General features: G+C 72.6%; 23 protein-coding genes. 6 read left to right on the plus strand and 17 right to left on the minus strand.

Features of this window, described 5'->3' with window-relative positions:
• Positions 1-44: 44 nt before the first annotated feature.
• Entirely contained in the window at positions 45-1,667 is a 1,623-nt protein-coding gene (gene groL / locus VGE38_RS10395; protein WP_331142471.1) for a chaperonin GroEL, read from the minus strand.
• Between the two features lie 95 nt (positions 1,668-1,762).
• The gene (gene groES, locus VGE38_RS10400) at positions 1,763-2,059 is read right to left on the minus strand and encodes a co-chaperone GroES (RefSeq protein WP_331142472.1); all 297 of its coding nucleotides are present in this window, start codon (positions 2,057-2,059) and stop codon (positions 1,763-1,765) included.
• 190 nt (positions 2,060-2,249) lie between these two features.
• Between groES and VGE38_RS10405 the strand changes: the two genes are divergently transcribed.
• The 3 genes from VGE38_RS10405 to VGE38_RS10415 all read left to right on the plus strand — a co-directional run bounded on the left by VGE38_RS10405 (position 2,250) and on the right by VGE38_RS10415 (position 5,307).
• Entirely contained in the window at positions 2,250-3,422 is a 1,173-nt protein-coding gene (locus tag VGE38_RS10405) for a class I SAM-dependent methyltransferase (RefSeq protein ID WP_331142473.1), read from the plus strand.
• A gap of 167 nt (positions 3,423-3,589) precedes the next feature.
• Complete coding sequence (locus tag VGE38_RS10410) at positions 3,590-4,114, plus strand: SigE family RNA polymerase sigma factor (protein WP_331142474.1); 525 nt, start codon at positions 3,590-3,592, stop codon at positions 4,112-4,114.
• Positions 4,111-5,307 (plus strand): hypothetical protein, encoded by a 1,197-nt coding sequence (locus VGE38_RS10415; protein WP_331142475.1) that lies wholly within the window; start codon positions 4,111-4,113, stop codon positions 5,305-5,307. The genes VGE38_RS10410 and VGE38_RS10415 overlap by 4 nt, the downstream gene beginning before the upstream one ends.
• A 136-nt stretch (positions 5,308-5,443) precedes the next feature.
• On the opposite strand, the gene tsaD is transcribed toward VGE38_RS10415, so the two are convergent.
• From tsaD to glmS, 11 genes are all read right to left on the minus strand, one after another.
• On the minus strand, positions 5,444-6,499 hold the full coding sequence (gene tsaD / locus VGE38_RS10420) for a tRNA (adenosine(37)-N6)-threonylcarbamoyltransferase complex transferase subunit TsaD (RefSeq protein ID WP_331142476.1): 1,056 nt from the start codon (positions 6,497-6,499) through the stop codon (positions 5,444-5,446).
• 101 nt (positions 6,500-6,600) lie between these two features.
• Positions 6,601-7,053: a ribosomal protein S18-alanine N-acetyltransferase gene (gene rimI, locus VGE38_RS10425; RefSeq protein ID WP_331142477.1), complete on the minus strand. Its 453-nt coding sequence runs from the start codon at positions 7,051-7,053 to the stop codon at positions 6,601-6,603.
• A complete protein-coding gene (gene tsaB, locus VGE38_RS10430; protein WP_331142478.1) occupies positions 7,050-7,706 on the minus strand; it encodes a tRNA (adenosine(37)-N6)-threonylcarbamoyltransferase complex dimerization subunit type 1 TsaB in 657 nt (218 codons plus the stop codon). The genes rimI and tsaB overlap by 4 nt, the downstream gene beginning before the upstream one ends.
• Entirely contained in the window at positions 7,703-8,704 is a 1,002-nt protein-coding gene (gene tsaE / locus VGE38_RS10435) for a tRNA (adenosine(37)-N6)-threonylcarbamoyltransferase complex ATPase subunit type 1 TsaE (RefSeq protein ID WP_331142479.1), read from the minus strand. Before tsaE ends, tsaB begins: the two co-directional genes overlap by 4 nt.
• On the minus strand, positions 8,701-9,765 hold the full coding sequence (locus VGE38_RS10440) for an alpha/beta fold hydrolase (RefSeq protein ID WP_331142480.1): 1,065 nt from the start codon (positions 9,763-9,765) through the stop codon (positions 8,701-8,703). Before VGE38_RS10440 ends, tsaE begins: the two co-directional genes overlap by 4 nt.
• A complete protein-coding gene (alr, locus tag VGE38_RS10445; RefSeq protein ID WP_331142481.1) occupies positions 9,756-10,973 on the minus strand; it encodes an alanine racemase in 1,218 nt (405 codons plus the stop codon). Before alr ends, VGE38_RS10440 begins: the two co-directional genes overlap by 10 nt.
• Positions 10,970-12,421 carry an NAD(P)H-hydrate dehydratase gene (locus VGE38_RS10450; protein ID WP_331142482.1) on the minus strand — a complete coding sequence of 484 codons (1,452 nt, stop codon included), beginning with the start codon at positions 12,419-12,421 and terminating at the stop codon, positions 10,970-10,972. The genes alr and VGE38_RS10450 overlap by 4 nt, the downstream gene beginning before the upstream one ends.
• Before the next feature lie 167 nt (positions 12,422-12,588).
• Positions 12,589-14,082: a CoA-acylating methylmalonate-semialdehyde dehydrogenase gene (locus VGE38_RS10455; RefSeq protein ID WP_331142483.1), complete on the minus strand. Its 1,494-nt coding sequence runs from the start codon at positions 14,080-14,082 to the stop codon at positions 12,589-12,591.
• Positions 14,082-15,398, minus strand: a complete 1,317-nt coding sequence (locus VGE38_RS10460; RefSeq protein ID WP_331142484.1) for an aspartate aminotransferase family protein — start codon at positions 15,396-15,398, stop codon at positions 14,082-14,084. The genes VGE38_RS10455 and VGE38_RS10460 overlap by 1 nt, the downstream gene beginning before the upstream one ends.
• A gap of 105 nt (positions 15,399-15,503) precedes the next feature.
• Positions 15,504-15,854: a holo-ACP synthase gene (locus VGE38_RS10465; RefSeq protein WP_331142485.1), complete on the minus strand. Its 351-nt coding sequence runs from the start codon at positions 15,852-15,854 to the stop codon at positions 15,504-15,506.
• Complete coding sequence (glmS, locus tag VGE38_RS10470; protein WP_331142486.1) at positions 15,851-17,707, minus strand: glutamine--fructose-6-phosphate transaminase (isomerizing); 1,857 nt, start codon at positions 17,705-17,707, stop codon at positions 15,851-15,853. The genes VGE38_RS10465 and glmS overlap by 4 nt, the downstream gene beginning before the upstream one ends.
• 68 nt (positions 17,708-17,775) lie before the next feature.
• Between glmS and coaA the strand changes: the two genes are divergently transcribed.
• Positions 17,776-18,783, plus strand: a complete 1,008-nt coding sequence (gene coaA, locus VGE38_RS10475; protein ID WP_331142487.1) for a type I pantothenate kinase — start codon at positions 17,776-17,778, stop codon at positions 18,781-18,783.
• Positions 18,784-18,884: 101 nt separating this feature from the next.
• Here the strand turns inward: coaA and glmM are convergent, their stop codons facing one another.
• From glmM to rplM, 3 genes are read right to left on the minus strand one after another with little or no spacing between them, the layout of a single operon-like run.
• Entirely contained in the window at positions 18,885-20,231 is a 1,347-nt protein-coding gene (glmM, locus tag VGE38_RS10480; protein WP_331142488.1) for a phosphoglucosamine mutase, read from the minus strand.
• A 22-nt stretch (positions 20,232-20,253) separates the two neighbouring features.
• Positions 20,254-20,766, minus strand: coding sequence for a 30S ribosomal protein S9 (gene rpsI / locus VGE38_RS10485; protein WP_331142489.1), 513 nt, complete (start codon positions 20,764-20,766; stop codon positions 20,254-20,256).
• A gap of 24 nt (positions 20,767-20,790) precedes the next feature.
• Complete coding sequence (rplM, locus tag VGE38_RS10490; protein WP_331142490.1) at positions 20,791-21,234, minus strand: 50S ribosomal protein L13; 444 nt, start codon at positions 21,232-21,234, stop codon at positions 20,791-20,793.
• 257 nt (positions 21,235-21,491) lie between these two features.
• Here rplM and VGE38_RS10495 point away from each other — a divergent pair, with 257 nt between their 5' ends.
• Positions 21,492-22,781 carry a citrate synthase gene (locus VGE38_RS10495; protein WP_331142491.1) on the plus strand — a complete coding sequence of 430 codons (1,290 nt, stop codon included), beginning with the start codon at positions 21,492-21,494 and terminating at the stop codon, positions 22,779-22,781.
• A gap of 98 nt (positions 22,782-22,879) precedes the next feature.
• On the opposite strand, the gene VGE38_RS10500 is transcribed toward VGE38_RS10495, so the two are convergent.
• Complete coding sequence (locus VGE38_RS10500; protein ID WP_331142492.1) at positions 22,880-24,085, minus strand: MFS transporter; 1,206 nt, start codon at positions 24,083-24,085, stop codon at positions 22,880-22,882.
• A gap of 104 nt (positions 24,086-24,189) precedes the next feature.
• Here VGE38_RS10500 and VGE38_RS10505 point away from each other — a divergent pair, with 104 nt between their 5' ends.
• On the plus strand, positions 24,190-25,548 hold the full coding sequence (locus VGE38_RS10505; protein ID WP_331142493.1) for a S1C family serine protease: 1,359 nt from the start codon (positions 24,190-24,192) through the stop codon (positions 25,546-25,548).
• Positions 25,549-25,562 lie beyond the last annotated feature (14 nt).

Below are 25,562 nucleotides of genomic sequence, written 5' to 3' on the forward strand. Positions count from 1 at the left end.
TCCTCTCAGGCGAGGACGTGCCGACTCGGTGGTGAGGCGTTCGGTCAGTGACCGTGACCGTGACCGTGACCACCGGCCGCGGCGGGCTCCTCGTCCTCGGGCTTGTCGACGACCAGGGTCTCGGTCGTGAGCAGCATGCCCGCGATGGAAACGGCGTTGACGAGCGCCGAGCGGGTGACCTTGACCGGGTCGATGACGCCCTGGGCGACGAGGTCGCCGTACTCGCCGGTGGCGGCGTTGTAGCCGTTGCCGACCCCGAGCTCGCGGACCTTGGTGGTGATGACGTAGCCGTTCTCGCCGCCGTTCTCGGCGATCCAGCGCAGCGGCTCGTCCGCGGCCTTGCGGACGATCCGGACGCCGGCCGCCTCGTCACCGGTCAGGCCGAGGTCGTTGTCCAGCGCGGCGACGGCGTGGATGAGGGCGGAGCCGCCACCGGCGACGATGCCCTCCTCGATCGCGGCGCGGGTCGCGGAGACGGCGTCCTCGATGCGGTGCTTCTTCTCCTTCAGCTCCACCTCGGTGTGCGCGCCGACCTTGATGACGCACACGCCGCCGGCCAGCTTCGCGAGGCGCTCCTGGAGCTTCTCACGGTCCCAGTCGGAGTCGGTGTTGTCGATCTCGGCCTTGATCTGGTTGACGCGGCCCTCGACCTCGGCGGCGTCACCGGCGCCGTCGATGATCGTGGTGTTGTCCTTGGTGATGACGACGCGGCGGGCCTTGCCGAGCACCTCGAGACCGACCTGGTCGAGCTTGAGGCCGACCTCGGGGGCGATGACCTGGCCACCGGTGAGGGTGGCGATGTCCTGCAGCATCGCCTTGCGGCGGTCGCCGAAGGCCGGGGCCTTGACCGCGACGGCGTTGAACGTGCCGCGGATCTTGTTGACGACCAGGGTCGAGAGCGCCTCGCCCTCGACGTCCTCGGCGAGGATGAAGAGCGGCTTGCCGGTCTGGATGACCTTCTCCAGCAGCGGCAGCAGGTCCGCGACGGCGGAGATCTTGCCCTGGTGGATGAGGATGTAGGGGTCGTCGAGGACGGCCTCCATCCGCTCCGGGTCGGTGACGAAGTACGCCGAGATGTAGCCCTTGTCGAACTGCATGCCCTCGGTGAACTCGAGCTCGGTGCCCGTGGTGTTGGACTCCTCGACGGTGATGACGCCGTCCTTGCCGACCTTGTCGAAGGCGTCGGCGAGCAGGTCGCCGATGTGCGCGTCGCGGCTGGAGATGGTCGCGACCGCGGCCATGTCCTCCTTGCTGTCGACATCGCGGGCGGCCTCGCGCAGCGCGTCGCCGACCGCGGCGGCGGCCTGGTCCATGCCTCGCTTGAGGCCCATCGGGTTGGCGCCCGCGGCCACGGCGCGCAGGCCCTCGTGGACCAGCGCCTGGGCGAGCACGGTGGCGGTGGTGGTGCCGTCACCGGCGACGTCGTTGGTCTTGGTGGCGACCTCCTTCGTCAGCTGGGCACCGAGGTTCTCGAACGGGTCGTCGAGCTCGACCTCACGCGCGACGGTGACGCCGTCGTTGGTGATGGTCGGCGCGCCCCACTTCTTGTCCAGCACGACGTAGCGGCCCTTGGGGCCGAGCGTGACCTTGACGGCGTTGGCGAGCGCGTCGACGCCGCGCTCGAGGGCACGGCGGGCGTTCTCGTCGAACTCCAGGATCTTCGGCATGACTCTCCCTTGAATCAGGTGGTGAAAACGAAGCGGGACGTCATACGGGCCGGTTGCTCAGGCGACCAGCGCGTATGACGTCCCAGCGTCGTGGATCAGGACTCGACGACCGCGAGGATGTCGCGCGCCGAGAGGATCAGGTACTCGTTGCCGCCGTACTTGACCTCGGTGCCGCCGTACTTGCTGTAGATGACCTTGTCGCCGACCTTGACGTCGAGCGGGACGCGGTTGCCGTTGTCGTCGATGCGACCGGGGCCGATCGCGAGGACCTCGCCCTCCTGCGGCTTCTCCTTGGCGGTGTCCGGGATCACCAGGCCGGAGGCGGTGGTCTGCTCAGCCTCGACCTGCTTGACGACGATGCGGTCCTCGAGAGGCTTGATGTTGATCGACACGGTGTCGACCTCCCCTTCACACTTCGATAGGCGAATGTTCACGTCTGGCGCCTGCGTCCCCGGACGCCGTCGCGGGGGTCGTCCCCTGGCTCGGCAGGCGCTGGCACACTCGCGGGGAGAGTGCCAGATCAGACGTTAGCACTCACCCCGGATGAGTGCTAGGGCAGGCTCGGGCTGCAAGGATCGGCCCGTGGACCTCGACGCCTTCCGCTGGCTGCTGACCGACGCCGGGCAGCGGTTGCTGACGCGGGCCGAGGAGGTCGGGACGGCCGATCCGCTCCGCGCGCACACCGTGCTCCGCAAGGACGGCGCCGAGCCGGCGTACGTCGCCGCCGCGATGACCCAGGTGGAGCTGCGCGCCCGGGCGACCGCGAAGTTCGGCGAGCTGGCGGCGTCGATGTACTTCACGCCCGACGGGCTGGAGCAGGCGACCCGGCTCCCGGTCGCCGCGCACCGCGCGGGCCGGCTGGTGGCGTTCCAGGCCGCCAGCGTGGTCGACCTGGGGTGCGGGATCGGCGGTGACCTGATCGCCACCGCCCGCGCCGGCATCACGGCCGCGGGCGTCGATCTGGACCCCGTCCGGGTCGCCGTCGCCCAGGCCAACCTCGACGCGCTCGGGCTGCCCGGCGCGGTGCAGGTGGCCGACGCGACCGAGGTCGACCACTCCCCCTTCGATGTCGCCTTCGCCGACCCCGCGCGCCGTGGCGAGCGGGGCCGGGTGTGGGACGCGGAGGGCTGGACGCCGCCGTGGTCGTTCGTGCTCGGCCTGCTCGCGCGCGACGCCTGCGTCAAGGTGGCGCCGGGGATCCCGCACGAGATGGTGCCCGACACCGTCGAGGCGGAGTGGGTCAGCGACCACGGCGACGTGAAGGAGGCGGCGCTGTGGTCCGGCCGCCTGGCGACGGTACGCCGGCGCGCGACCGTGATCGGCGACGGCGGTCTCGCGACGCTGACCGACGAGGACGACCCCGGCGTGGCGGCCGTGGGGGTGGCGCCCGTCGCGGAGTACCTCTACGAGCCCGACGGCGCCGTGATCCGCGCCGGCCTGGTCACCGCCGTGGCCGCCGGGGTCGGCGGCGGTCTGCTCGACGAGCGCATCGCCTACGTGACCTCGTCGCAGTCGTTCCGCACGCCGTTCGCCCGTGGCTACCAGGTGCTCGAGGAGCTCCCCTACCGCGAGCGGGCGCTGAAGGCGGCGCTGCGCGAGCGCGGCATCGGCCGGCTCACGATCAAGAAGCGCGGCGTCAGCGTCGAGCCCGACCAGCTGCGGCGGCGACTGTCGCTGGCCGGCCCCAACGAGGCCACCATCGTGCTCACGCGGGTGGCCGGCGAAGGGACCTGCCTGCTCGTGCGGCCGTTCTAGGGCCAGGACCCGGGAACCGAGGGGCCACGACCCGGGACTCGACTGCAACCTTTCGTGCGCACGCTGCGTCCTCCCCTCGAGAGCCGTGGAGGTGGAGGATGCGAGTGTCGGCTACCCCGTCGAAGGTGCCGTCGCAGGTGCCGTCGCAGGTGCCGTCGGAGGTGAGCATGCGCGCGCGGAGCGACCGGTCGGACCGGGACGCCGACTTCACGGCGTACCTCGAGGGGCGTCAGCCGGCGCTGCTGCGCACCGCCTACCTCCTCACCGGCGACCGGCACCAGGCCGAGGACGTGCTCCAGACCGCGCTCGCCAAGCTCTACCTCGCCTGGGACCGGGTCCGCGACGAGGGCGCCATCGACGGCTACGTGCGTCGCATCCTCGTCAACGAGACCACCTCGCTGTGGCGACGGTCCTGGCGCCGGCACGAGGTCGCCAGCCCCACGCTGCCCGAAACCGGCGTGGACGCGCCGTACGACGACGGCACCGGCGCCGCGCTGTGGGAGCTGGTCCAGGGCCTGCCGGGACGGGCCCGCGCGGTGCTGGTCCTGCGGTACTACGAACAGCTCAGCGAGCGTGAGACGGCCGAGACCCTCGGCGTCTCGGTGGGGACCGTGAAGTCCCAGACCAGCCGCGCCCTGGCCGCGCTGCGCGAGCGGACCCCCGACCACCTCGACCCTCGGGAGGAACGATGACCCCCGATCTCGAGACCCGGCTGCGTCGCGAGCTGGGTCGCCGCGGCGACGCGCTGACCGACGCGCCGCTGACCTTCGACGCCGTCGCCGGTCGTGCGCGACGGATCCGGCGGCGGCAGCGGCGTACCGCCGTCCTCGGCGTCGCCGCGGCGGTCGCGGCGCTCGCCGTGCCGGCGGCGCTGGTCGCGCCCGAGGTGACGGACCGGCCCTCGCCCACCCCGGCCACCCGTACGCCGTCGCCGCCCGTCCTCGACGACCCGCTGGTCCCCTACGTCCGCGACGACGCGCTGCTCCGGCCCGACGGCGGGAGGACCGCCCTGCCCGACGGTGACTGGCAGGACGTCGCCCTGCTCGCCGACGGCCGGATGATCCTGACGCGCTCCACCGACGACGGTGGCCTCGAGGTGGTGTCGGTCGATGGCGATCGCGACGGGGAGATCGGCGGCCCGTCGCCGCTGTCCGGTCGGGTCGTCACGGATGCCTCCGGGGACGCGGCCGCCTGGACCAGGCCGGACGGCTCGGTCGTCGTGGTCGGGCGCGACGACGCCGTGACCGACCTGCCGGGTGCCCGGCTCAGTGGCGTGGAGCTCGGGAACCCCACCGTGGTGGCGCTGCTCGGCGATACCTGCGGCGACGTGCGCACCGGCGACGACTGCCGGGTCGTGCTGCAAGGGATGCTTCCTGACGGCACCGTGACCAACCTGGTCAGCCGGCACCCCGACGCGATGGCCCAGCCGTTCGTGCCCGCGCTCGGCTCGGTCAGCGACGTCTCGGCGGACGGCCGGTTCGTCGCCGGGCAGATCTCGGTCACCGACGAGGGCGGCTGCAGCGGACTGTGGAGCGTGGAGCGCGGCGCGATGCTCTGGCGCGACTGCAACCTCAGCCGGATGGAGTTCGCCCCCGACGGGCGCCACCTGTACGCCGTCGACGTCCGCAGCGACGGGTACGGCCCCACCAAGGGCTACATCGTGGGTGTCGACGACGACATCGTGGACGCGACGCTCGATCCCGACGGCACGATCCTCGACGTCGCCTGGGAGACCAACGGCTCGCTGCTGGCCGTCGTCGACCGCGAGGGTGTGGGGACGTTCCTGGTGCGGTTGACCCTCGACGGCGACGAGGAGGACCTCGTCGGTCCGCTGCCGGGTGGCCCTGACGGCCCTGACGGCGTACCGGTGCTGATGTTGCCCTGACGCTCCCGTCCCCTCCAGGCGGACGTCATACGAGGCGGTCGCCCTGACAGCCAGACCGTATGACCTCCCCGGACGTCATACGAGGCGGTCGCCAGGGCAGCCAGGTCGTATGACGTCCGCGCCGAGCCGCCAGCCCTCAGACCAGGACGCTGGTGATCGGCTGGGAGGAGTCGGCGGGCAGGTCGAGCGCGGAGGGCGTGCGGCCGCGGGCGACCATCTCGGCACCCAGCGCGGCGACCATGGCGCCGTTGTCGGTGCACAGCCCCGGCCGCGGCACCCGCACCCGGATGCCGAGGTCACCGGCGCGCGACTCCGCGAGCACCCGGAGCCGGGAGTTCGCGGCCACGCCGCCACCGATGACGAGGTCCTCGATGCCCTCGGAGGCCGCGGCGTCCAGGGCCTTGCGGACCAGTACGTCGCAGACCGCCTCCTGGAACGACGCGGCGACATCCGCGATCGGCACCGGCTCGCCGGAGCGCTCGCGCGCCTCGACCCACCGCGCGACCGCGGTCTTGAGCCCGGAGAAGGAGAAGTCGAACCGGTGCCGCTCCAGGTCACGGCGCGAGGTCAGTCCGCGCGGGAAGTCGATGGCGACCGAGGACCCGGAGCGGGCCTCCCGGTCGATGACCGGCCCGCCCGGGAACCCCAGGCCGAGCAGCCGGGCGACCTTGTCGAACGCCTCGCCGGCCGCGTCGTCGATGGTCGCGCCCATCGGGTCCACGCCGCCGTGCTCGCCGGTCACGTCCGTGACGCGCAGCAGCGAGGAGTGCCCGCCGCTGACCAGCATGGCGATGCACGGCTCGGGGAGCGGACCGTGCTCGAGCTGGTCGACCGCGACGTGCGAGGCGAGGTGGTTGACGCCGTACAGCGGCTTGCCCAGGCCCAGCGCCAGCGCCTTGGCGGCCGCGACGCCGACCAGCAGCGCGCCGGCCAGGCCCGGTCCGCTGGTGACCGCGATCGCGTCGACGTCGCTCAGCCGGATGCCGGCGGTCTCGCAGGCCCGCTCGACGGTCGGCACCATCGCCTCCAGGTGCGCACGCGAGGCGACCTCGGGCACCACGCCGCCGTACCGGACGTGCTCCTCCACGCTGCTCGCGACGGCGTCGGCGAGCAGCGTGTGCCCGCGCACGATCCCGACCCCTGTCTCGTCGCAGGAGGTCTCGATCCCCAGCACCAGCGGCTCGTCGCTCACCCGCTCATTGTGCCGAACCCCTGAACTCCCGGCGCGCCAGGCACCTGACGCCACCAACCTCCGACCGGCGTGTCGCGGCGGAGGAGGTCAGGTGCCCGCCCTCACGGACCGGTGGACAGCTCTCGCTGCAGGACGACGGCGGTCGTGCCGTCGCGGTAGTACGCCTCACGCCGGTCGATCTCGGCGAACCCGGCGGCGGCGTAGAAGGCGAGCGCGGGGGCGTTGTTCTCCCGCACCTCGAGCAGCAGCCGGTCCGCGCCCTCCTCGGTCGCCTGGGCGACGACCTCGGCGAGCAGGGCGCGAGCCACCCCACCACGCCGGTACGCCGGCAGCACGGCGATCCGCTGCAGCTCGGCGATCTCGAAGACGGTGCTGAGGATCGCGTGGCCGACCACCCGGTCGTCGACCTCGGCGACAAGCAGCCGGACGGTCGGCAGCTCGCCGGCGACCGCCTCGGCGAGGTAGCCGGCCGGCCAGGCGTCGGTCGGGAAGGCGGTCTCCTCGAGCGCCGCGACCTCGGCGACGTCGTCGGGCGCGCCCGGCCGGATCCTCACCGGCCCGCTGAGGTCGAGGCGGCGGTCGAGGCGGCGGTCTCGGCGTCGGGGCGGCGCAGGTACAGCGGCTCGGGGTCGAGCAGCTCGGCCCGCTCCTCCGCGACCACCCGGGCCAGCCAGCCGGCCGAGGGCCGCGCGGGACCGACGGCGTTCGGGAAGGCGTCGGGGTAGAGCGTGGCCCCCTCGCCCACGACGGGCAGGTCCGTGGCCACCGTGGCCGGCCGCTCCACGACCGGTCCGGAGAGCCGCGCGCCGTCCTCGTCGTAGCCGGCGAGGTAGACCTCCTTGCGCCGCGCGTCGGTGGCCACCATGAACCGGCCGGACACCGCGCCGGTCCCCACGGCCTCGGCGGCGAGCACGTCGAGGGTGCAGGCGGCGTAGACGGGGATGTCGAGGACGTGCCCGAGCGTGCGGGCGGTGACCAGTCCGACCCGCAGGCCGGTGAAGGGTCCCGGCCCCGCGCCGACCGCGATCGCGGTCAGGTCGTGTCGGTCGGTACCGGTCTGCCGCAGCAACCGGTCGACGAGCGGCGCGAGCTGCTCGCCGTGCTTCATCGGCCGCTCGGCGACGAGCTCGGCGATCACGGCATCGTCGGCGTACAGCGCCGCGCTGACCTGCGGTGTGGCGGTGTCGAAGGCGAGCAGGATGGTCATCGGGCCAGCCTCTCGTCGACGGCGGCCCAGTCGATGCCGTGCCAGCGCGGGCCGACGGGAGTGATCTCGACGCGGCGGGGGTCCAGGTCGCCCTCCAGCTCGTCCACGGTCAACGCACGCATGATCCGGATCTCGAGGCGCGACTCCGCCAGCCCCTCGGCGATGCCCTCGCCCCACTCCACGACCGTCACCGCCTCGTCGAGCTCGGTGTCGAGGTCGAGGTCGTCCAGCTCCGCACGCGGGTCCTGTCGGCGGGAGCCGGCTCCGCCACCGAGGCGGTAGGCGTCGACGTGGACCAGCGCGGGCCCGCCCGCCTCGGAGGGGTGCACCCGCGCGATGACGAACGTCGGCGAGGTGATGTCGCCGCGCACCCGCAGCCCCGCGCCGAGCCCCTGGGTGAACGTCGTCTTTCCGGCGCCGAGCTCGCCGGTCAGCACCAGCAGGTCGCCCGCGCGGAGCTGGCGGGCCAGCCGCTCGCCGAGCGCGCGCATCGCCTCCGGCTCCTCCACCTCGACTACATGGGTCGTCAGCGGGCGTCGCAGCTCGACGTTCGGGCCGCGCCGGGCGATCTCCCGGAAGCCCTGGCGCTCCCAGAACCGCACGGTCCGGGGCAGCTCCTCACGGGCGACGACGGTCACGTCGACGAACCCGCCGTGCGCCTCGGCGTCGGCCACGGCCGCCTCCACGAGCGCGTGGGCGATGCCGGCGCCCTGGTGGAGCGGGAGCACCGCGAAGCGGCGCAGGTACATCGTCCGGCCGTGCTCGTCGGCGACCGGGTCCAGCACCAGCGCCCCGACCGGCTCGTCGCCGAGGCTGGCCAGCAGGCCGCCGTACGGCGCCAGCCGGGCCGCCATCGTCTCGGCTGTCTCGGCCAGGGCGTCGGCGGGCGGGTCGAGCGGCGGGCGGGCCCGGAACGCCTCCTGCACGATGGCGAGCACGGTGGCGGCGGCCTCCGGCCCGACGTGACGCACCTGCAGCGCGCTGTCGACAGCGGTCATGCGCGCTGCTCGCGCTCGGCCGCCGCGGCCAGCAGCTGGTCGAGGGCGGCGTTGACCTGGCCGTGTCGCTCCATGATCACCATGTGCCCGGCGTTGTCGCACTCCAGCAGCGTGGAGCCGGGGATCCGGCTGTGCAGCTTGCGGCTGTGGCCGACCGAGGTGAGCCGGTCCGCGGTGCCGCAGACGACCGTGGTCGGGACGGCCCCCAGGATGCCGACATGGTCGAACTTGTCGAGCTCGCGGAACCCCGGGAAGAACTCCGCGGCGACCTGGAAGGGCGTGGCGGCGATCATGTCGTCCACGAACTCGACGTACGACGCCGGGACCTCGTCGCCGAAGGCGAACGCGTCGGTCAGCACGGTGGCCAGCGAGCGGCCGATCCGGCGTACGCCGTCGACCGCACGGTGGCCCCGGCCGAGCGCCCGGATGGTGCCGTGCGTGATGCCCGCGCCGATCCGCGACGGAACCATCGGGAAGAGCACTCGGGAGGGGTCCAGGCCGCCGGCCGTCGTCGAGATGAGGGCCGCGCCGAGCACCTTGGTGCCGAACAGCTCCGGGAACTGCTGGGCCAGCGCGACGATCGTCATGCCGCCCATCGAGTGGCCGACGAGCACGACAGGACCGTCCGGCACGACCGCGTCGATGACGCACTTGAGGTCGCGGCCGAGCTGGTCGATGGTGCCCTTGGTGATGCTGCCGCGGCCGGAGCGGCCGTGCGAGCGCTGGTCGTAGAACACGGTGCGCACCAGGCCGCGGTAGGCGGCGCGCTGGAAGTGCCAGCAGTTGAGGTTCAGCGTGTAGCCGTGGACGAAGACGATCGTCACTGCCGGCGCGCTGCTCCCCCGCCGCGCCTCGTCGACCTCGTCGACCTCCACGTGGAGCGGCACGCCGTCCTCGGCGATGATCGTGCGGGGCGGGGAGTGCAGGCTGCCGAACGCCGGCGGGTCCCCGACCCGCCGCGAGATGAGCCGTCGTCGTTGTGCCACACGGAGCGCTGTACCCGCTGCGGCCACTCCTGCCGCACCGGCCGTCAGCCCGGCGATCCGTCCGGTCACGCCCATGGCGAACCCTCTCCCTGCCCGATGTCCTGTGCCGTCTCGTCCTGTGCCGTCTCGTCTCGTGCGGTGTCGACGTGGCGCCGGACCAGCCGGCCGCCGAGCCGCGTGACGATGTCGTAGCTGATCGTGCCACTGACCTCGGCCCAGTCCTGGGCGGTCGGCTCCCCCGCGTCGCCGGGACCGAGGAGGAGCACCGGCTCGCCGACCGGCGGCTCGTCCCCGCCGAGGTCGACGACGAACTGGTCCATGCACACCGCGCCCCGCAGCGGACGGCGGCGTCCCGCGACCAGCGCCGCGCCGCGGTTGGCCGCCTGTCGCGGCACCCCGTCGGCGTACCCCACGGGCACCAGACCCAGCGTCGTCGCCCCCGGCGCGACCCACAGGCCGCCGTACGACACCGCGGCGCCGGCCGCGACGTGCTTGACCAGCGTGAGCGGCGCGCGCACCGTCATCGCGGGCCGCAGGCCGAGGCCGGGCCACGGGCTGTCGGCGAGCTGCGGGGCGGGGTCGAGGCCGTACGCCGCGATGCCGCAGCGGACCAGGTCGAAGCGGGCGCTGGGTCGCAGCAGTGCCGCCGCGGAGTTGGCCAGGTGCCGCACCTCGGGGCGCAGGCCCGCCTCGGCGGCGAGGTCGAGCGCCTCGCGGAAGAGCTTCTCCTGGGCGTCGTTGGCGGGGTCGTCGGGCACCTCGCTGGAGGCGAAGTGGGACCAGATGCCGGTGATCGTCCAGCTGCCGGCCTCCTCGCCGGCGCGGGCGCGGGCGACGACGCCCGGCCACTGCGCCATCGTGGCGCCGCCGCGGGAGAGTCCGGTGTCGATCTTGAGCTGCACGCGGGCGGGGCGGCCCGCGCGGGCAGCAGCGGTGGCCAGGTCGTCGAGCTCGGCGACGGTGTACGCCGTGAGGTCGACTCCGGCGGTGATCCCCGCGGCCAGGTCGTCCCCGGGCAGGAGCAGCCAGCACAGCAGCGGGCCGGCGTCGCCCGCGTTGCGCACCGTGAGCGCCTCGTCGAGCGTCGCCACGCCGAGCCAGGCGGCGCCGCCCTCGCGCGCGGCTCGCGCGGACTCGACCATGCCGTGGCCGTAGCCGTCCGCCTTGACGACCGCCATCACCGGGACGCCCGTGTGGGCGGTCAGCCGCGCGACGTTGTGGCGGATCGCTGCGAGGTCGACGACGATCTCCGCTCTCGTCTGCGTCGTCGCGGCCCCACTCATGCCCTCATTGTCCCACCGGGTCCCGCCGGCAGGTCGCGCACCACCTGCGGCACCGCCGCGGCGACCTGCCCGGCGACCAGCGGGCCGCCCGCCGAGGCCAGCGTCGCCGCCGCCCCGTGCACCCACGAGCCGACGCTGGCCGCGTCGAAGGGGTCCAGTCCGGCGGCCAGCAGTGACCCGATGACGCCTGCCAGCACGTCGCCCGCACCGGCGCTGGCCAGCCACGGCGTCCCGACGGTCGTCACCCGGGTGCGCCCGTCGGGCCGGGCGATCAGCGTGTGGCGTCCCTTGAGGAGTACGACGGCGTCGTACCGCTGCGCCGCGAACCGGGCGTGTCGCAGCGGCGCGGCCTCGATGCTGGCCCGCTCGACGCCGAGCATCGCGGCGAGCTCGCCCGCGTGCGGAGTGAGCACAACTCCCCCCGCTCCCGGTGGTCGAGCCGACGAGCGCAGCGAGGCGTGTCGAGACCACTCCCCCAACGCGTCCGCATCCACCACCACGGGAACCCCGTCCTCGAGCGCGGCGGCCAGCTGCGCGCCTGCCTCGTCGGCCGTCCCGGGGCCGACCACCCACGCCTGCACGCGCCCGTCGCCGACCACTTCGGGATGGTGCTGCTTGACGGTGTCGGCCGCGCTGCCGACGTAGCGCACCATGCCGGCGAGGCCGGTGTTCGCGCCGGCGACGGCGAGCAGTGCGGCGCCGGGGTAGGTGGCCGAGCCGGCGCGCACGCCGACGACGCCACGGGTGTACTTGTGCGCGTGCGGCGCCGGGTGCGGCAGCAGCCGGGCGACGTCGAGCGGCTGCAGCGCCTCCATCTCGGCCTGCCCGATCGCAGTCGAAGCGTCGCCGAACCCGAGGTCGACCAGGTGCACGGCGCCGCAGGCGGTGGCGGCGGGGTCGACGAGGTGGGCGACCTTGTGCGTGCCGAAGGTGACGGTGAGGTCGGCACGCAGGTGCATCGCGCCGGTCTCCCCGGTGTCGACGTCGACGCCGCTCGGTACGTCGACGGCCACGAGCGGGATGGACGGGTGGATCGGGATGACCGCCTCCGCGACGTGGTCCGGCAGGCCCGGTCGGCCGCCGATGCCGACGATCCCGTCGACGACGACGTCGACCGCGCCGGCTCGCAGTGGTCGCGGGGCACCCACCCGACCGCCGGCGGCACGGAGCGCAGCGAGCCCGCCCTCGTGGGCGCGGTCGGCGAGCAGCCAGGCCTCGACGGCCGCGCCCCGGCGGGCGAGCCGCGCGCCGGCGTACAGCGCGTCGCCGCCGTTGTCGCCCGGGCCGACCAGCAGCAGGACCCGCCGCCCGTAGGCGCCACCGAGGAAGTCGATCAGCGCCGACGCCAGTCCGGCGGCCGCGCGCTGCATCAGCGCGCCCTCCGGGAGCTGGGCCAACAGCGTCGCCTCGACAGCGCGGACCTGCTCGACCGTGTGCGCGAACCTCACGCCGTCACGCTAGTGGCCGCCGCCCGCAAAGTGTCACCGTGACACTTTGCGGCGAGCGTGACCCTCGGGAGTGTCACTCTCGGCCCAAACCGTCACCGTGACAGTTTGCAACGGTCACGGTGACACTTTGCGCGCGGCGAGACAGCGTGTAGCTCGGGCGGCGCAGGTCAGTGGTTGCGCGGGAAGCCGAGGTTGATTCCCCCGTGGGAGGGGTCGGGCCACCGGGCGGTGACCGCCTTCTCGCGGGTGAAGAAGTCGACGCCGTGGGTGCCGTACGCCTTCGCGTCGCCGAAGAGGGAGGCCTTCCAGCCGCCGAAGGAGTGGTAGGCGACCGGCACCGGGATCGGCACGTTGACCCCGATCATCCCGACCTGCACCTCCCGCTGGAACCGCCGCGCGGCACCGCCGTCGTTGGTGAAGATCGCGGTCCCGTTGCCGTACGGGCTGGCGTTGATCAGCTCGACACCCTCCTCGTAGCCCGCCACGCGGACCACCGAGAGCACCGGCCCGAAGATCTCGTCGGTGTAGACCGCCGAGTCCACCGGCACCCGGTCGACCAGCGTCGGACCGAGCCAGAAGCCGTCGGGCGCGCCGTCGAACTCCGCCTTGCGGCCGTCGACGACCACGGTCGCGCCGTCGCTCACCGCCCGGTCGACGTACGACGCCACGGTGTCCCGGTGCTCGCGCGTGACCAGCGGGCCCATGTCGCAGCCGCGCCGGCCGTCGCCGGTGCGCAGGCCGGCCATCCGGTCCGCGACCCTGGCGACGAGCTCGTCGGCGATGGTGTCGACGGCGAGCACCACCGAGACCGCCATGCACCGCTCGCCCGCGGAGCCGAAGCCCGCGTTGACCGCGGCGTCGGCGACCAGGTCGAGGTCGGCGTCGGGCAGCACCAGCATGTGGTTCTTCGCGCCGCCGAGCGCCTGGACCCGCTTCCCGGCGGCGGTGCCGGTCTCGTAGACGTACCGCGCGATCGGGGTCGATCCGACGAACGAGATCGACGCGACGTCGGGGTGGGTGAGCAGCGCGTCGACCGCCTCCTTGTCGCCGTGCACGACGTTGAAGACGCCGTCGGGCAGCCCGGCCTCCTGCCACAGCGCGGCGATCCAGTTGGCGGCCGAGGGATCCTTCTCCGACGGCTTGAGTACGACGGCGTTGCCCAGCGCGATCGCGATCGGCGCGAACCACATCGGGACCATCACCGGGAAGTTGAACGGCGTGATCAGGCCGACCACGCCGAGCGGCTCGCGCAGGGAGTACACGTCGACGCCGGTGGAGACGTTGTCGGAGAAGGCGCCCTTCGCCAGGTGCGGCATCCCGCAGGCGAACTCCACGACCTCCAGGCCCCGGGCGATCTCGCCGGCCGCGTCGGAGAGCACCTTGCCGTGCTCGGAGGTGATGATCTCGGCGAGCTCGGCGGTGCGCGCGTGGAACAGCTCGCGGAAGGCGAACAGCACCTGGTTGCGGCGCGCCACGGAGGCCTGCGACCAGCCCTCGAAGGCGCTCCGGGCGGCGCTCACCGCGGCGTCCACGTCGGCCGCGGTCCCGAGGCGCACCTGCTTGGTCACCTCGCCGAGGGCCGGGTCGTAGACCGGTCCGAGCCGGTCGCCCGCGCCCGGCACGGCGGCACCGCCGATCCAGTGGTCCACGGTCGTGGTCATCACAGTCCTCCCAGGACGTCGTCGTACATCTCCAGCGCCTCCGCGACCTCGGCGTCGGTGACGACGCACGGCGGTACGACGTGGATCCGGTTGTCGGCAACGAACGGGATCAGGCCGCGCTCCAGCAACCCCGCCTTGACCCGGCCCATGGTCGCGGCGTCGACCGGCGCCCGGGTGTCGCGGTCGGCGACCAGCTCCAGGGCCCAGAACACGCCCATGCCGCGCGCCTCGCCGATCACGTCGTGCTTCTCGGCGAGCGCGGCCAGGCCGGGGCCGAGCACGTCGCGGCCGATCCGCTTGGCGTTGTCGACGATCCCCTCCTCCGCCATCGCGTCGAGCGTCGCCACGATCGAGGCCGCCGCCAGCGGGTGACCGCTGTAGGTCAGACCGCCGGGGAAGACCCGCTCGTCGAACGTCGCCGCGATGGGCTCGCTGATGATGACGCCGCCGACGGGCACGTAGCCGGAGTTCACCCCCTTGGCGAAGGTGATGAGGTCCGGCACGACGGTGCCGTCGACGTTGTAGGCGTCGAGCGCCAGCCAGTCCCCGGTCCGGCCGAAGCCGGCCATCACCTCGTCGAGGATCAGCAGCACGCCGTACTCGTCGCACAGCGCGCGCACGCCGGCGAGGTAGCCCGGCGGCGGGACCAGCACGCCCGCGGTCCCCGGGATCGTCTCGAGGAGTACGGCGGCCACGCTGGCCGGCCCCTCGGCCTCGAGCACCCGCCGCAGGTGGTGCAGCGCCCGCTCGCACTCCTGCTCGGCGGTGGTGGCCCAGAACTCCGAGCGGTAGAGGTAGGGGCCGAAGAAGTGGACGTGCCCGCGGGCGAACTCGTTGGGCACCCGGCGCCAGTCGCCGGTGGCGACGATCGCCGCGCCGGTGTTGCCGTGGTAGCTGCGGTAGGCCGAGAGCACCTTGTCGCGCCCGGTGTGGAGCCGGGCCATCCGGACGGCGTTCTCGATCGCGTCGGCGCCGCCGTTGGTGAAGAAGACCTTGGCGAAGCCGTCGGGGGCGCGCCCCAGGATGCGGGCGGCCGCCTCGCCGCGGACGAGGTTGGCGGTGGCCGGCGCGACGGTCGGCAGTACGGCGGCCTGCCGCTGGATCGCCTCGACCACGCGGGGGTGCAGGTGCCCGATGTTGGTGTTGACCAGCTGGCTGGAGAAGTCTAGGTACTCCCGCCCGGCGTGGTCCCACAGCCGGCACCCCTTGCCGCCGGCGATGACGAGCGGGTCCAGCGCTGCCTGGGCCGACCAGGAGTGGAAGACGTGGGCCCGGTCCAGCGTCCGGGCGAGGTCGTCGTCGGGTGCCCCGGTCATCACAGCCACCTGCTCACGCGTTTGTCACGGATCCGGTCGAGGTTGCGACCGATGACCACTGAATCCGTGGCCATCAGGCGACTATAGCGACGGTGTCCGCCGGCGTCAGCCCTCCAGCACCACCATGGCGGAGGCGATCCCGGCGTCGTGCGACAGCGACAGGTGCACGCGGGCGACGCCGAGCTCGTCGGCCCGGGCGCGCACCGTCCCGCGCAGCTCGAACAGCGGCCGGCCCGAGTCCTCCGACACCACCTCGGCGTCGTGCCAGGCAAGTCCCTGGGGCGCCCCGAGCGACTTGGCGAGGGCCTCCTTGGCGGCGAACCGCGCCGCCAGCGACGCGTCGCGGCGCTCCCGCTCGGCGGGCGTGAAGAGCCGCTCCCGCAGGCCCGGGGTGCGCTCCAGCGTCGCGGCGAACCGCTCGATGTCGCACACGTCGATACCGACGCCGAGGATCATTCCACCGTCACTGACTTGGCCAGGTTGCGCGGCTGGTCGACGTCGTGACCCATGGCGGTGGCCAGCTCGCAGGCGAACAGCTGCAGCGGGACCACGGCGACCAGCGGCTGGAGCAGCACCGGCACCGTCGGCAGCGTGATCAGCGCGTCGGCGTACGGCGCGATGCGGTCGTCGCCCTCCTCGGCCAGCACGATGGTGCGGGCGCCGCGGGCGCGGACCTCCTGGATGCCCGACAGCATCTTGTCGTGCAGCTGGTCGCGGCCCTGGGGCGGGACCACGCACAGCACCGGCAGACCGTCCTCGACCAGGGCGATCGGGCCGTGCTTGAGCTCGCCGGCCGCGAAGCCCTCCGCGTGCAGGTAGGCCAGCTCCTTGAGCTTCAGGGCGCCCTCGAGCGCCACCGGGTAGCCGGCGTGGCGGCCGAGGAAGAGGAAGGACTTCTTGTCGACGTGCTGCCGGGCGAGGGCGTAGACCTCCTCTGCCTTCTCCAGCACCCGCTCCATCTGGGCCGGGATCGCCTCGAGCTGCTCGACCACCTGGGTGACCTCGTCGCCGAACCGGGTGCCCTTGACCTGGGCGAGGTAGAGCGCCAGCAGGTAGCAGGCGACCAGCTGGGTGACGTAGCCCTTGGTCGAGGCGACGCCGATCTCCGGGCCGGCGTGGGTGTAGATCACCGCGTCGGACTCGCGTGGGATCGTCGAGCCGTTGGTGTTGCAGATGGCGAGCACCTTCGAGCGCTGCGCGCGGGCGTGGCGGATCGCCTGGAGGGTGTCGGCGGTCTCGCCGGACTGCGAGATCGCGACCACGAGGGTGGAGTAGTCCAGGATCGGGTCGCGGTAGCGGAACTCGCTGGAGAGCTCGACCTCCACCGGGATGCGGCACCAGTGCTCGATGGCGTACTTGGCCACCATGCCGGCGTAGAACGAGGTGCCGGCCGCGATGATGATGATCTTGTCGATCTCGCGCAGCTCCTGGTCCGAGAGCCGCATCTCGTCGAGCTGCAGCAGGCCGTTGGCGCCGTGGCGGCCGAGCAGGGAGTCGGCCACCGCGCGCGGCTGCTCGAAGATCTCCTTGCGCATGAACCAGTCGTAGCCGTCCTTCTGGGCCGCCGAGAGGTCCCAGTCGACGTGGTAGCGGCGGCCCTCGGACGGCGTACCGTCGAAGTCGCTGACCGACACGCCGTCGCGCGTGATCGTGACGACCTGGTCCTGGCCGAGCTCCATCGCCTCGCGGGTGTGCTCGATGAAGGCCGCCACGTCGGAGCCGAGGAAGTTCTCGCCCTCGCCGATGCCGACCACCAGCGGGCTGTTGCGGCGGGCGCCGACGATGCGGGAGGTGTCGTGGCTGTCGACGGCGACGAAGGTGAAGGCGCCCTCGAGCCGCTGACACACGCGCTGCATCGCGACCGTGAGGTCGTGGCCGGCCTCGAGCTCGAGCTCGAGCAGGTGGGCGGCCACCTCGGTGTCGGTCTCCGAGGCCAGGGTGTGGCCGGCTGCCGTGAGCTCGGCGCGCAGCTCGGCGAAGTTCTCGATGATGCCGTTGTGGACCACGGCCACGCGGCGACGGTCGCCGGCGTGCGGGTGGGCGTTGGCGTCGGTCGGGCCGCCGTGGGTGGCCCAGCGGGTGTGGCCGACGCCGATGGTGGCGGTCGGGATGGCGTCGTCGGCGAGCACCTTCTCGAGGTTGGCCAGCTTGCCGGCCTTCTTGCGCATGGCGAGCACGGGCTCGCTCGCGCCGGTGTCGACGACCGCGATGCCCGCGGAGTCGTACCCGCGGTACTCCAGCCGGCGCAGCCCCTCGATCACGACCGTCTCGGCCGACCGCTCCCCGACGTATCCCACGATCCCGCACATGGCATCGCAGTCTACGTGCGCGGGTGCCCGTGGCCGGCTTCTGCGACTCGTGCGGAAGAATCGCGCGCATGGCGTCCCAGGAGCGGCCGGTCGACGGTGGCAGCGCGAACGGCACCGTCCCCGAAGGAGCCGAGGGCCGCGAGTCCTCGCCGTACCTCGAGCTGGACCGCGAGGCCTGGGCGAAGCTCGCCCACGAGACCGAGAGCCCGCTCACGGCCGAGGAGCTCGAGCACCTGCAGGGCCTCGGGGACCAGATCGACCTCCGCGAGGTGCAGCAGGTCTACCTGCCCCTGTCGCGACTGCTCTCGCTCTACGTCTCCTCCGCCGGCCAGCTGCACCGGGAGCAGGAGGCGTTCCTGCACCGCACCACTCCCCCGCGCACGCCGTTCGTCATCGGTGTGGCGGGCTCGGTCGCCGTCGGCAAGTCCACTACCGCCCGCGTGCTGCAGCAGATGCTGGCGCACTGGCCCGAGCACCCCAACGTCGCGCTGGTGACCACCGACGGCTTCCTCTACCCCAACGCCGAGCTGGAGCGCCGCGGGCTCATGCACCGCAAGGGCTTCCCGGAGTCCTACGACCGGCGGGCGCTGCTGAAGTTCGTCGTCGACATCAAGTCCGGCAAGGACGAGGTGGAGGCGCCGGTGTACTCCCACCTGGTCTACGACGTCGTCCCCGACGAGAAGGTCGTCATCAAGCGCCCCGACATCGTCATCGTCGAGGGCCTCAACGTCCTGCAGCCGGCGCGCGTGCGCGAGGACGGCCGCGCCGGCCTCGGCGTCTCGGACTTCTTCGACTTCTCCGTCTACGTCGACGCCGGCACCACGCACATCCGGCAGTGGTACGTCGAGCGCTTCCTGCGGCTGCGCGAGACGGCGTTCCGCAACCCCTCGTCGTACTTCTCCAAGTACGCCTCCCTCACCCACGACGAGGCGATCGCCGAGGCCGAGCGGATCTGGGACACCATCAACGGCCCCAACCTGGTGCAGAACGTGCTGCCCACCCGTTCCCGCGCCACCCTCGTGCTCCGCAAGGACAAGGACCACTCGGTCCGCTACGTCCGCTTGCGCAAGCTGTAGGCCCCGATACGCCCTCGCTCGTTCCTCGCGAGGGCTACTCGACCAGCGAACCTCGTTGGTCGAGTAGCGAGCGCCAGCGAGCGTATCGAGACCCGGTCGCCTCAGAGCGCCAGCCGCGTGCGTACGACGGCCGCGAGCCGCTCGGCGACGGCGGTGGCCTGGTCGGCGGTGGGCGCCTCGACCATGACGCGGACCAGGCTCTCGGTGCCGGACGGACGCAGCAGCACCCGACCGGAGTCGCCGAGCGCGGACTCCTCGGCGGCGACCGCCGCGAGCAACTCGGGGTCGTCGGCTCGGCTCTTGTCGACCCCGCCGACGTTGACGAGCACCTGCGGGAACCGGGTGACGACCGCGGCGAGCTCGGCCAGCGGGCGACCGGTCACGACCATCTGCTGCGCGAGCTGGAGCGCGGTGAGCGTGCCGTCTCCGGTGGTGGCGTGCTCGCTCATGATGACGTGGCCGGACTGCTCGCCGCCCAGTGAGTAGCCGCCGGCCTTCATGTCCTCGAGCACATAGCGGTCACCGACGGCCGTGGTGCGCAGGGTGATGCCGGCGGCCCGCATGGCCTGGTGCAGGCCGAGGTTGCTCATCACGGTGGCGACCAGCGTGTCGGAGGCGAGCCGGCCGGCGTCGCGCAGCGCGAGGGCGAGGACGCCCATGATCTGGTCGCCGTCGACGACCTCGCCGGTCGCGTCGACCGCGAGGCACCGGTCGGCGTCGCCGTCGAAGGCGAAGCCGGCGTCGGCGCCGTGGGCGACCACGGCCGCACGGATGCCGTCGAGGTGGGTCGACCCCACCCCGTCGTTGATGTCGAGTCCGGTCGGCTTGTCGTTGATCGCGATCACGGTGGCGCCGGCCCGCTCGAAGGCGAGCGGGGCGGACTCGTGGGCGGCGCCGTTCGCGCAGTCGAGCACGACCGTCAGCCCGGTGAGCGGGCCGGTGAGCGTGGCGACCAGGTGGTCGACGTAGTCGTCGATGCCGCCGTGGTAGAAGCCGATCCGGCCCACCTCGGCGCCCGTGGGGTGCGTCCACGGCTTGCCGAGACGCTGCTCGATCGCGTCCTCGAGGACGTCGTCGAGCTTCACGCCGCCGCGCGCGAGGAACTTGATGCCGTTGTCCGGCATCGGGTTGTGCGACGCGGTGATGACGACACCGAGGTCGGCGTCGAGCGCACCGGTCAGGTAGGCGATGCCCGGCGTCGGGACGATGCCGAGGTCGAGGACGTCGACGCCGGCGGAGGCCAGCCCCGACGCGACGGCGGCCTCGAGGAACTGGCCGGAGATGCGAGGGTCCCGGCCGACGACCGCCCGGGGGCGGTGGCCCTCGAACTGGCCGGCGTCGGCGAGGACCTGGGCTGCGGAAACGGAGAGGTCCAGGGCCAGCGAAGCGGTGAGGATCTCACCGTTCGCCAGGCCCCGGACCCCGTCCGTGCCGAAAAGGCGAGCCATACAGGCAGCGATTCTTCGAAGATCAGCGCTTCGAGAACTGCGAGGCCTTGCGGGCCTTCTTGAGACCGGCCTTCTTGCGCTCCACGACGCGGGCGTCGCGGGTGAGCAGACCGGCCTTCTTCAGGGACGGGCGGTTGGCCTCCACGTCCACGGCGTTCAGCGCGCGGGCCACGCCGAGACGCAGCGCGCCGGCCTGGCCGGCGATGCCGCCGCCGTGGATGCGCGCGATGACGTCGAAGCGACCCTCGAGCTGCAGCGTGGCGAACGGCTCGTTCGCGACCTGCTGGTGCAGCTTGTTCGGGAAGTAGTCCTCGATGGTGCGGCCGTTGATGGTCCAGTTGCCGGTGCCCGGGACGATCCGGACGCGGGCGACGGCCTCCTTGCGGCGACCGGTGGCACCGGCCGGGGCGATGGTGGCGGGACGGGCCGGGGTGTCGGCCGACGGGGCGCTCTCGGAGGTGTAGGCGACGCCCTGCTCGTCGGTCTCGAAGGTCTCCTCGACCTCGCCAGTCTCGTGTACTGCGTTCTCAGACACTAAAGTTCCTCAGCTCAAAATCGATTACTGGGAGATCTGCTGGATCTCGAACGGGACGGCCTGCTGGGCCTGGTGGGGGTGCGTCGGGCCGGAGTAGACCTTGAGCTTCTTCAGCATCTGCCGACCGAGCTTGTTCTTCGGGAGCATGCCCCACACAGCCTTCTCGATCGCCTTGCGAGCGTCCTTGTCCAGGACCTCGCCGATCGGGGTCGCCGTCAGACCGCCCGGGTAACCCGAGTGACGGTAGGCGAGCTTCGCGGTGCGCTTGTTGCCGGAGAGGGAGACCTTCTCGGCGTTGATGACGATGACGAAGTCACCGGTGTCCGCGTTCGGGGCGAAGATCGCCTTGTGCTTGCCGCGCAGCAGGTTCGCCACCTGCACCGCGAGGCGGCCGAGACGGACGTCGGTCGCGTCGATCACGTGCCAGGCGCGCTCGACGTCGCCCGGCTTCGGAGCGTAGGTACGCACGTGTGCCTCATTCGTTCGTTCGGACCGGCGGACGGTCGCCCGCCGGGTGGTGCTGCTCGTGGCTTCTGACGAACACGGCCCGGCTCAGCTGAGCTGTCCGGGACTGCCCCCTCGACCGTGCGCGGTCGGGAGAGCGGCAGGAGTCACGACCGCACAAGGCTACGGGCCCGGTCGGGAGGGGTCAAAACGAGCCGGTCGTGTGGTACGGCGCGGCACCGGCGTACCGCTCCTTCGGGCCTGCGGCTACCGTGAACCCCGTGACTGAATCCCTTACCGTGCGCGACAACCGCACCGGGTTGGAGTACGAGGTCCCGATCACCGACGGCACCATCCGCGCCGCCGACATCGGGCAGATCAAGCCGGCCGAGGATCAGCCCGGGCTGGCCGTCTACGACCCGGGCTTCGTGAACACCGCCTCCTGCCGCAGCTCGATCACCTACATCGACGGCGACAAGGGCGTCCTGGAGTACCGGGGCTACCCGATCGAGCAGCTGGCCGAGAAGTCCACGTTCCTCGAGGTGGCCTACCTCCTCATCCACGGCGAGCTGCCGAGCCGGGAGGAGTACGACACCTGGGTGCACAACGTCACGTACCACACGTTCGTGCACGAGAACGTCAAGGGCTTCATGGAGGGCTTCCGCTACGACGCGCATCCGATGGGGATGCTGATGGCGTCGGTGGGGGCCCTCTCGACGTTCTACCCCGACGCCAGCAACATCAGCGACCCGGAGACGCGCGACATCCAGATCATCCGGATGATCGCCAAGATGCCGACGCTGGGCGCCTGGTCGTTCCGCCACGCGCAGGGCAAGCCGTACGTCTACCCCGACAACGACCTGTCCTACACGGCCAACTTCCTCTCGATGCTGTTCAAGATGAGCGAGTCGAAGTACGAGGCCGACGAGCGCATCGTCAAGGCGCTCGACACCCTCTTCATCCTGCACGCCGACCACGAGCAGAACTGCTCGACCAACGCGGTGCGCTCGGTGGGCTCCAGCCAGGTCGACCCCTACTCGGCCGTCGCGGCCGGCATCGGCGCCCTCTACGGCCCGCTGCACGGCGGCGCCAACGAGGCCGTGCTCCGCATGCTCAAGCGGATCGGCTCGAAGGAGAACATCCCCTCCTTCATCCAGGGCGTGAAGGACGGCAACGAGCGGCTGATGGGCTTCGGCCACCGGGTCTACAAGAACTACGACCCGCGGGCCAAGATCATCAAGAAGGCCTGCGACGACGTCTTCGAGGTCACCGGGGTCAACCCGCTGCTGGAGATCGCGCAGGAGCTGGAGAAGATCGCGCTCGAGGACGAGTACTTCGTCAAGCGCAAGCTCTACCCCAACGTCGACTTCTACTCCGGCCTCATCTACGAGGCGCTGCAGTTCCCGCCGGAGATGTTCACGGTCCTGTTCGCCATCGGCCGCACGCCCGGCTGGCTGGCGCAGTGGCTGGAGCTGACCCAGGACAAGGAGCAGAAGATCGCCCGGCCCAAGCAGATCTACACCGGCGCGCGCACGCTCGACTTCGTGCCCGCCGCGGAGCGCTGGGCCTGAGCCTCGCCCTTCCGCCGTACGACGGCCGCCACCCGCCTCGGGTGGCGGCCGTCGTCGTTGCCGGGCCCGCGCGTCCGCCCGGCCGGCCCCGAGGCTCGCTAGAGCCGCCGGACCTCGCGGGAGAACAGCGCGGCGACCTCCACGGCCAGCATCGCCAGGCCGACCACCAGCAGCCAGCGGTGCAGGCCGACCGCCTCGGCGACCGGTCCGGTGAGCGCGAGACCGACCGGCCGCGCCACGAACGAGCCGACCACGTCGAGGGAGTAGACCCGGGCGAGCTTGTCCTCCGGCACGTGCCGTTGGATCGAGAGGTCCCAGAAGATGTCGAACAGCTGCAGCCCGAAGCCGTGCAGGAACGCGCCGGCGAGGATGACCGTCAGGCTGCCCGACAGCGCCATCGCGAGCGGGAACAGCGCGGTCAGGCAGAGCAGCCACGCGCCGGCGTACAGGCTGCGGCGCGGCCGCCAGCGCATCGCCACCACGCTGCCGACGACGAAGCCGGCCATCAGCGCGGCCATCGCGAAGCCCCAGGCCGAGCGGCCGATCCCCTCGCCGACCACGACCGGCCCCAGCACGCCCTGCGCCCCGCCGTAGAGCAGGTGGTAGACCATCGCCTGCAGGATCATCAGCCACAGCCACGTGTGCCGCAGCACCTCGCGCACGCCCTCGCCGAGGTCGGCGAGCATCGAGGTCCGCGGCCCCTCCGGGCGGGCCTGCGCGACCCGGATGCGTCCGAAGCACACCGCCGAGACGGCGTACGTCGCCGCGTCGATCGCGATCGCCCAGCCGGATCCGACGCCGGCGACCAGCACGCCGCCGACCGCGTAGCCGGCGGTCATCGCGGAGGTCTGCAGCATGGTCCGGGTGGCGACCGCACGGGCCAGGTCGGCGGCCGGCACGGTCAGCCGGGTCATCGCGCGCGAGCTCGGCTGGCTCAGGGCGGACAGCACGCCGGTGAGGCCACCGAGCACGGCCAGGAGCGGGATGGTGGCGACGCCGGTCAGCAGGCTGGCCGCGAGCGTGGCCTGCACCAGCGCGCTGCCGGCGGCCGACCCCTCCATCATCAGCCGGCGCGGGATCCGGTCCCCCAGCACGCCGCCGAACAGGGCGGTGACGACCTCGAGCAGGGCGAAGACCGCCACGACCAGGCCGAGCTCGCTGGCCGAGCCGCCGAGGTCGAGCACCGCGAAGGCGAGCGCCACCGGGGTGATCGCGTTGCCGAACGAGCTCGCGGTGGCTCCGGCGACGAGCAGCCGGAAGTCCCGGAGGTCGGGGTGCCGGAGCAGCGCGGGACGGGACGGCACGGCCGCGATCCTTCCGTCCCGACGTCCCCGGGCGCCACTCGGTTCTTCCGACTGCTACAGCGACGTCTCAGCGTCGTCACAGATTCCGGGCGCATCGTGGAGCCATGAGCGAGCACCCCGAGCGGCCGCACGACGCCGACCGCGCCGACCAGGAGCCCACCCGGCCCTACCCCAGCTTCGGCACCTACCCGGGACCCTCCGGTCCCCCTCCGACCACGAGCACGGTGGCCGGGCCGGTCGTTGCTCCCCCGGCCCCCCGTCGACGGCGCGGGATCGCCGCGGCGGCACTGGCCACCGTGCTCGTCGCCGGTGGCGCGGGGTACGGCGGCGCGGCGCTCCACGACGCCACGCAGGAGGACGGCGGCGGCTCCGGCATCTTCGCGGGCGTCACCGACAGCGGTGAGAACACCACCACCTCGACCACGGCCCCGTCGGGCTCGGTCCAGGCGGTCGCCGCCTCGGTGCTGCCCTCGGTGGTCCAGATCGACGTGGCCGGCGGCCAGGAGCAGGGCTCGGGCTCCGGCATCATCCTCTCGGCCGACGGGCTGATCCTCACCAACCACCATGTGGTCGACGTGGCCGGGGACGGCGGCCAGATCCGGGTGGACTTCAACGACGGCAGCACCGCCGCGGCCACCATCGTCGGCACGGACTCGCTCACCGACACCGCCGTCATCAAGGCCCAGGACGTCTCCGGCCTCAAGCCGGCCACCATCGGCAAGTCCGGCGACCTTCAGGTCGGGCAGCAGGTGGTCGCGATCGGCTCGCCCTTCGGGCTGAGCTCCACGGTCACCAGCGGGATCGTGAGCGCGCTGGACCGGCCGGTCAACGTCGGCTCCGACAGCGCCAACAACGCGACCGTCTACCCCGCGATCCAGACCGATGCGGCGATCAACCCGGGCAACTCCGGCGGCCCGCTGGTCGACATGTCCGGCCGCCTGGTCGGCATCAACTCCTCGATCCGCACGACCTCCTCGGGGCTGACCGAGGCCGGCTCGATCGGCCTGGGTTTCGCGATCCCGATCGACGCGGTGGGACCGATCATCGACCAGATGATCGCGGGCGAGGAGCCCACCCACGCCCGGCTCGGCATCACGGTGCGCGACGTCGGCGCCGGCGAGGAGCAGAGCCGGCCGCAGCAGCCCGAGGGCGGCTTCCCCGGCTTCGGCGCACCCGAGGAGTCTCCGGCCCCCGAGCAGCCGGAGGACGGCTCGCCGTTCCCCGCGAACGGTGCGGAGATCCGCGAGGTCGGCGCCGGCTCGGCCGCCGCCGAGGCCGGGCTCAAGGTCGGCGACATCATCACCAAGGTCGACGACCGGCTCATCGTGAGCTCCGACAGCCTGGTCGCGACCGTCCGGTCCTACCGGCCCGGCGAGAAGGTGACCGTCACCTACACCCGCGGCGGCAAGGAGCACACCGTCACCCTGACGCTGGACTCCGACGCGGGGACGGCGCGGTCCTGAATCTGGCCGGCCGC

This window comes from Nocardioides sp. (assembly GCF_036405735.1).
Taxonomy (GTDB): Bacteria; Actinomycetota; Actinomycetes; order Propionibacteriales; family Nocardioidaceae; genus Nocardioides.

What these genes read in the sequence shown, in the direction of transcription:
- groL (WP_331142471.1), bottom strand. Translation starts at nt 1,667, where the DNA reads ATGCCGAAGATCCTGGAGTTCGACGAGAACGCCCGCCGTGCCCTCGAG.
- VGE38_RS10410 (WP_331142474.1), top strand. Translation starts at nt 3,590, where the DNA reads ATGCGCGCGCGGAGCGACCGGTCGGACCGGGACGCCGACTTCACGGCG.
- VGE38_RS10415 (WP_331142475.1), top strand. Translation starts at nt 4,111, where the DNA reads ATGACCCCCGATCTCGAGACCCGGCTGCGTCGCGAGCTGGGTCGCCGC.
- tsaB (WP_331142478.1), bottom strand. Translation starts at nt 7,706, where the DNA reads ATGACCATCCTGCTCGCCTTCGACACCGCCACACCGCAGGTCAGCGCG.
- tsaE (WP_331142479.1), bottom strand. Translation starts at nt 8,704, where the DNA reads ATGACCGCTGTCGACAGCGCGCTGCAGGTGCGTCACGTCGGGCCGGAG.
- VGE38_RS10440 (WP_331142480.1), bottom strand. Translation starts at nt 9,765, where the DNA reads ATGGGCGTGACCGGACGGATCGCCGGGCTGACGGCCGGTGCGGCAGGA.
- alr (WP_331142481.1), bottom strand. Translation starts at nt 10,973, where the DNA reads ATGAGTGGGGCCGCGACGACGCAGACGAGAGCGGAGATCGTCGTCGAC.
- VGE38_RS10455 (WP_331142483.1), bottom strand. Translation starts at nt 14,082, where the DNA reads ATGACCACGACCGTGGACCACTGGATCGGCGGTGCCGCCGTGCCGGGC.
- VGE38_RS10460 (WP_331142484.1), bottom strand. Translation starts at nt 15,398, where the DNA reads ATGACCGGGGCACCCGACGACGACCTCGCCCGGACGCTGGACCGGGCC.
- VGE38_RS10465 (WP_331142485.1), bottom strand. Translation starts at nt 15,854, where the DNA reads ATGATCCTCGGCGTCGGTATCGACGTGTGCGACATCGAGCGGTTCGCC.
- glmS (WP_331142486.1), bottom strand. Translation starts at nt 17,707, where the DNA reads ATGTGCGGGATCGTGGGATACGTCGGGGAGCGGTCGGCCGAGACGGTC.
- coaA (WP_331142487.1), top strand. Translation starts at nt 17,776, where the DNA reads ATGGCGTCCCAGGAGCGGCCGGTCGACGGTGGCAGCGCGAACGGCACC.
- glmM (WP_331142488.1), bottom strand. Translation starts at nt 20,231, where the DNA reads ATGGCTCGCCTTTTCGGCACGGACGGGGTCCGGGGCCTGGCGAACGGT.
- VGE38_RS10505 (WP_331142493.1), top strand. Translation starts at nt 24,190, where the DNA reads ATGAGCGAGCACCCCGAGCGGCCGCACGACGCCGACCGCGCCGACCAG.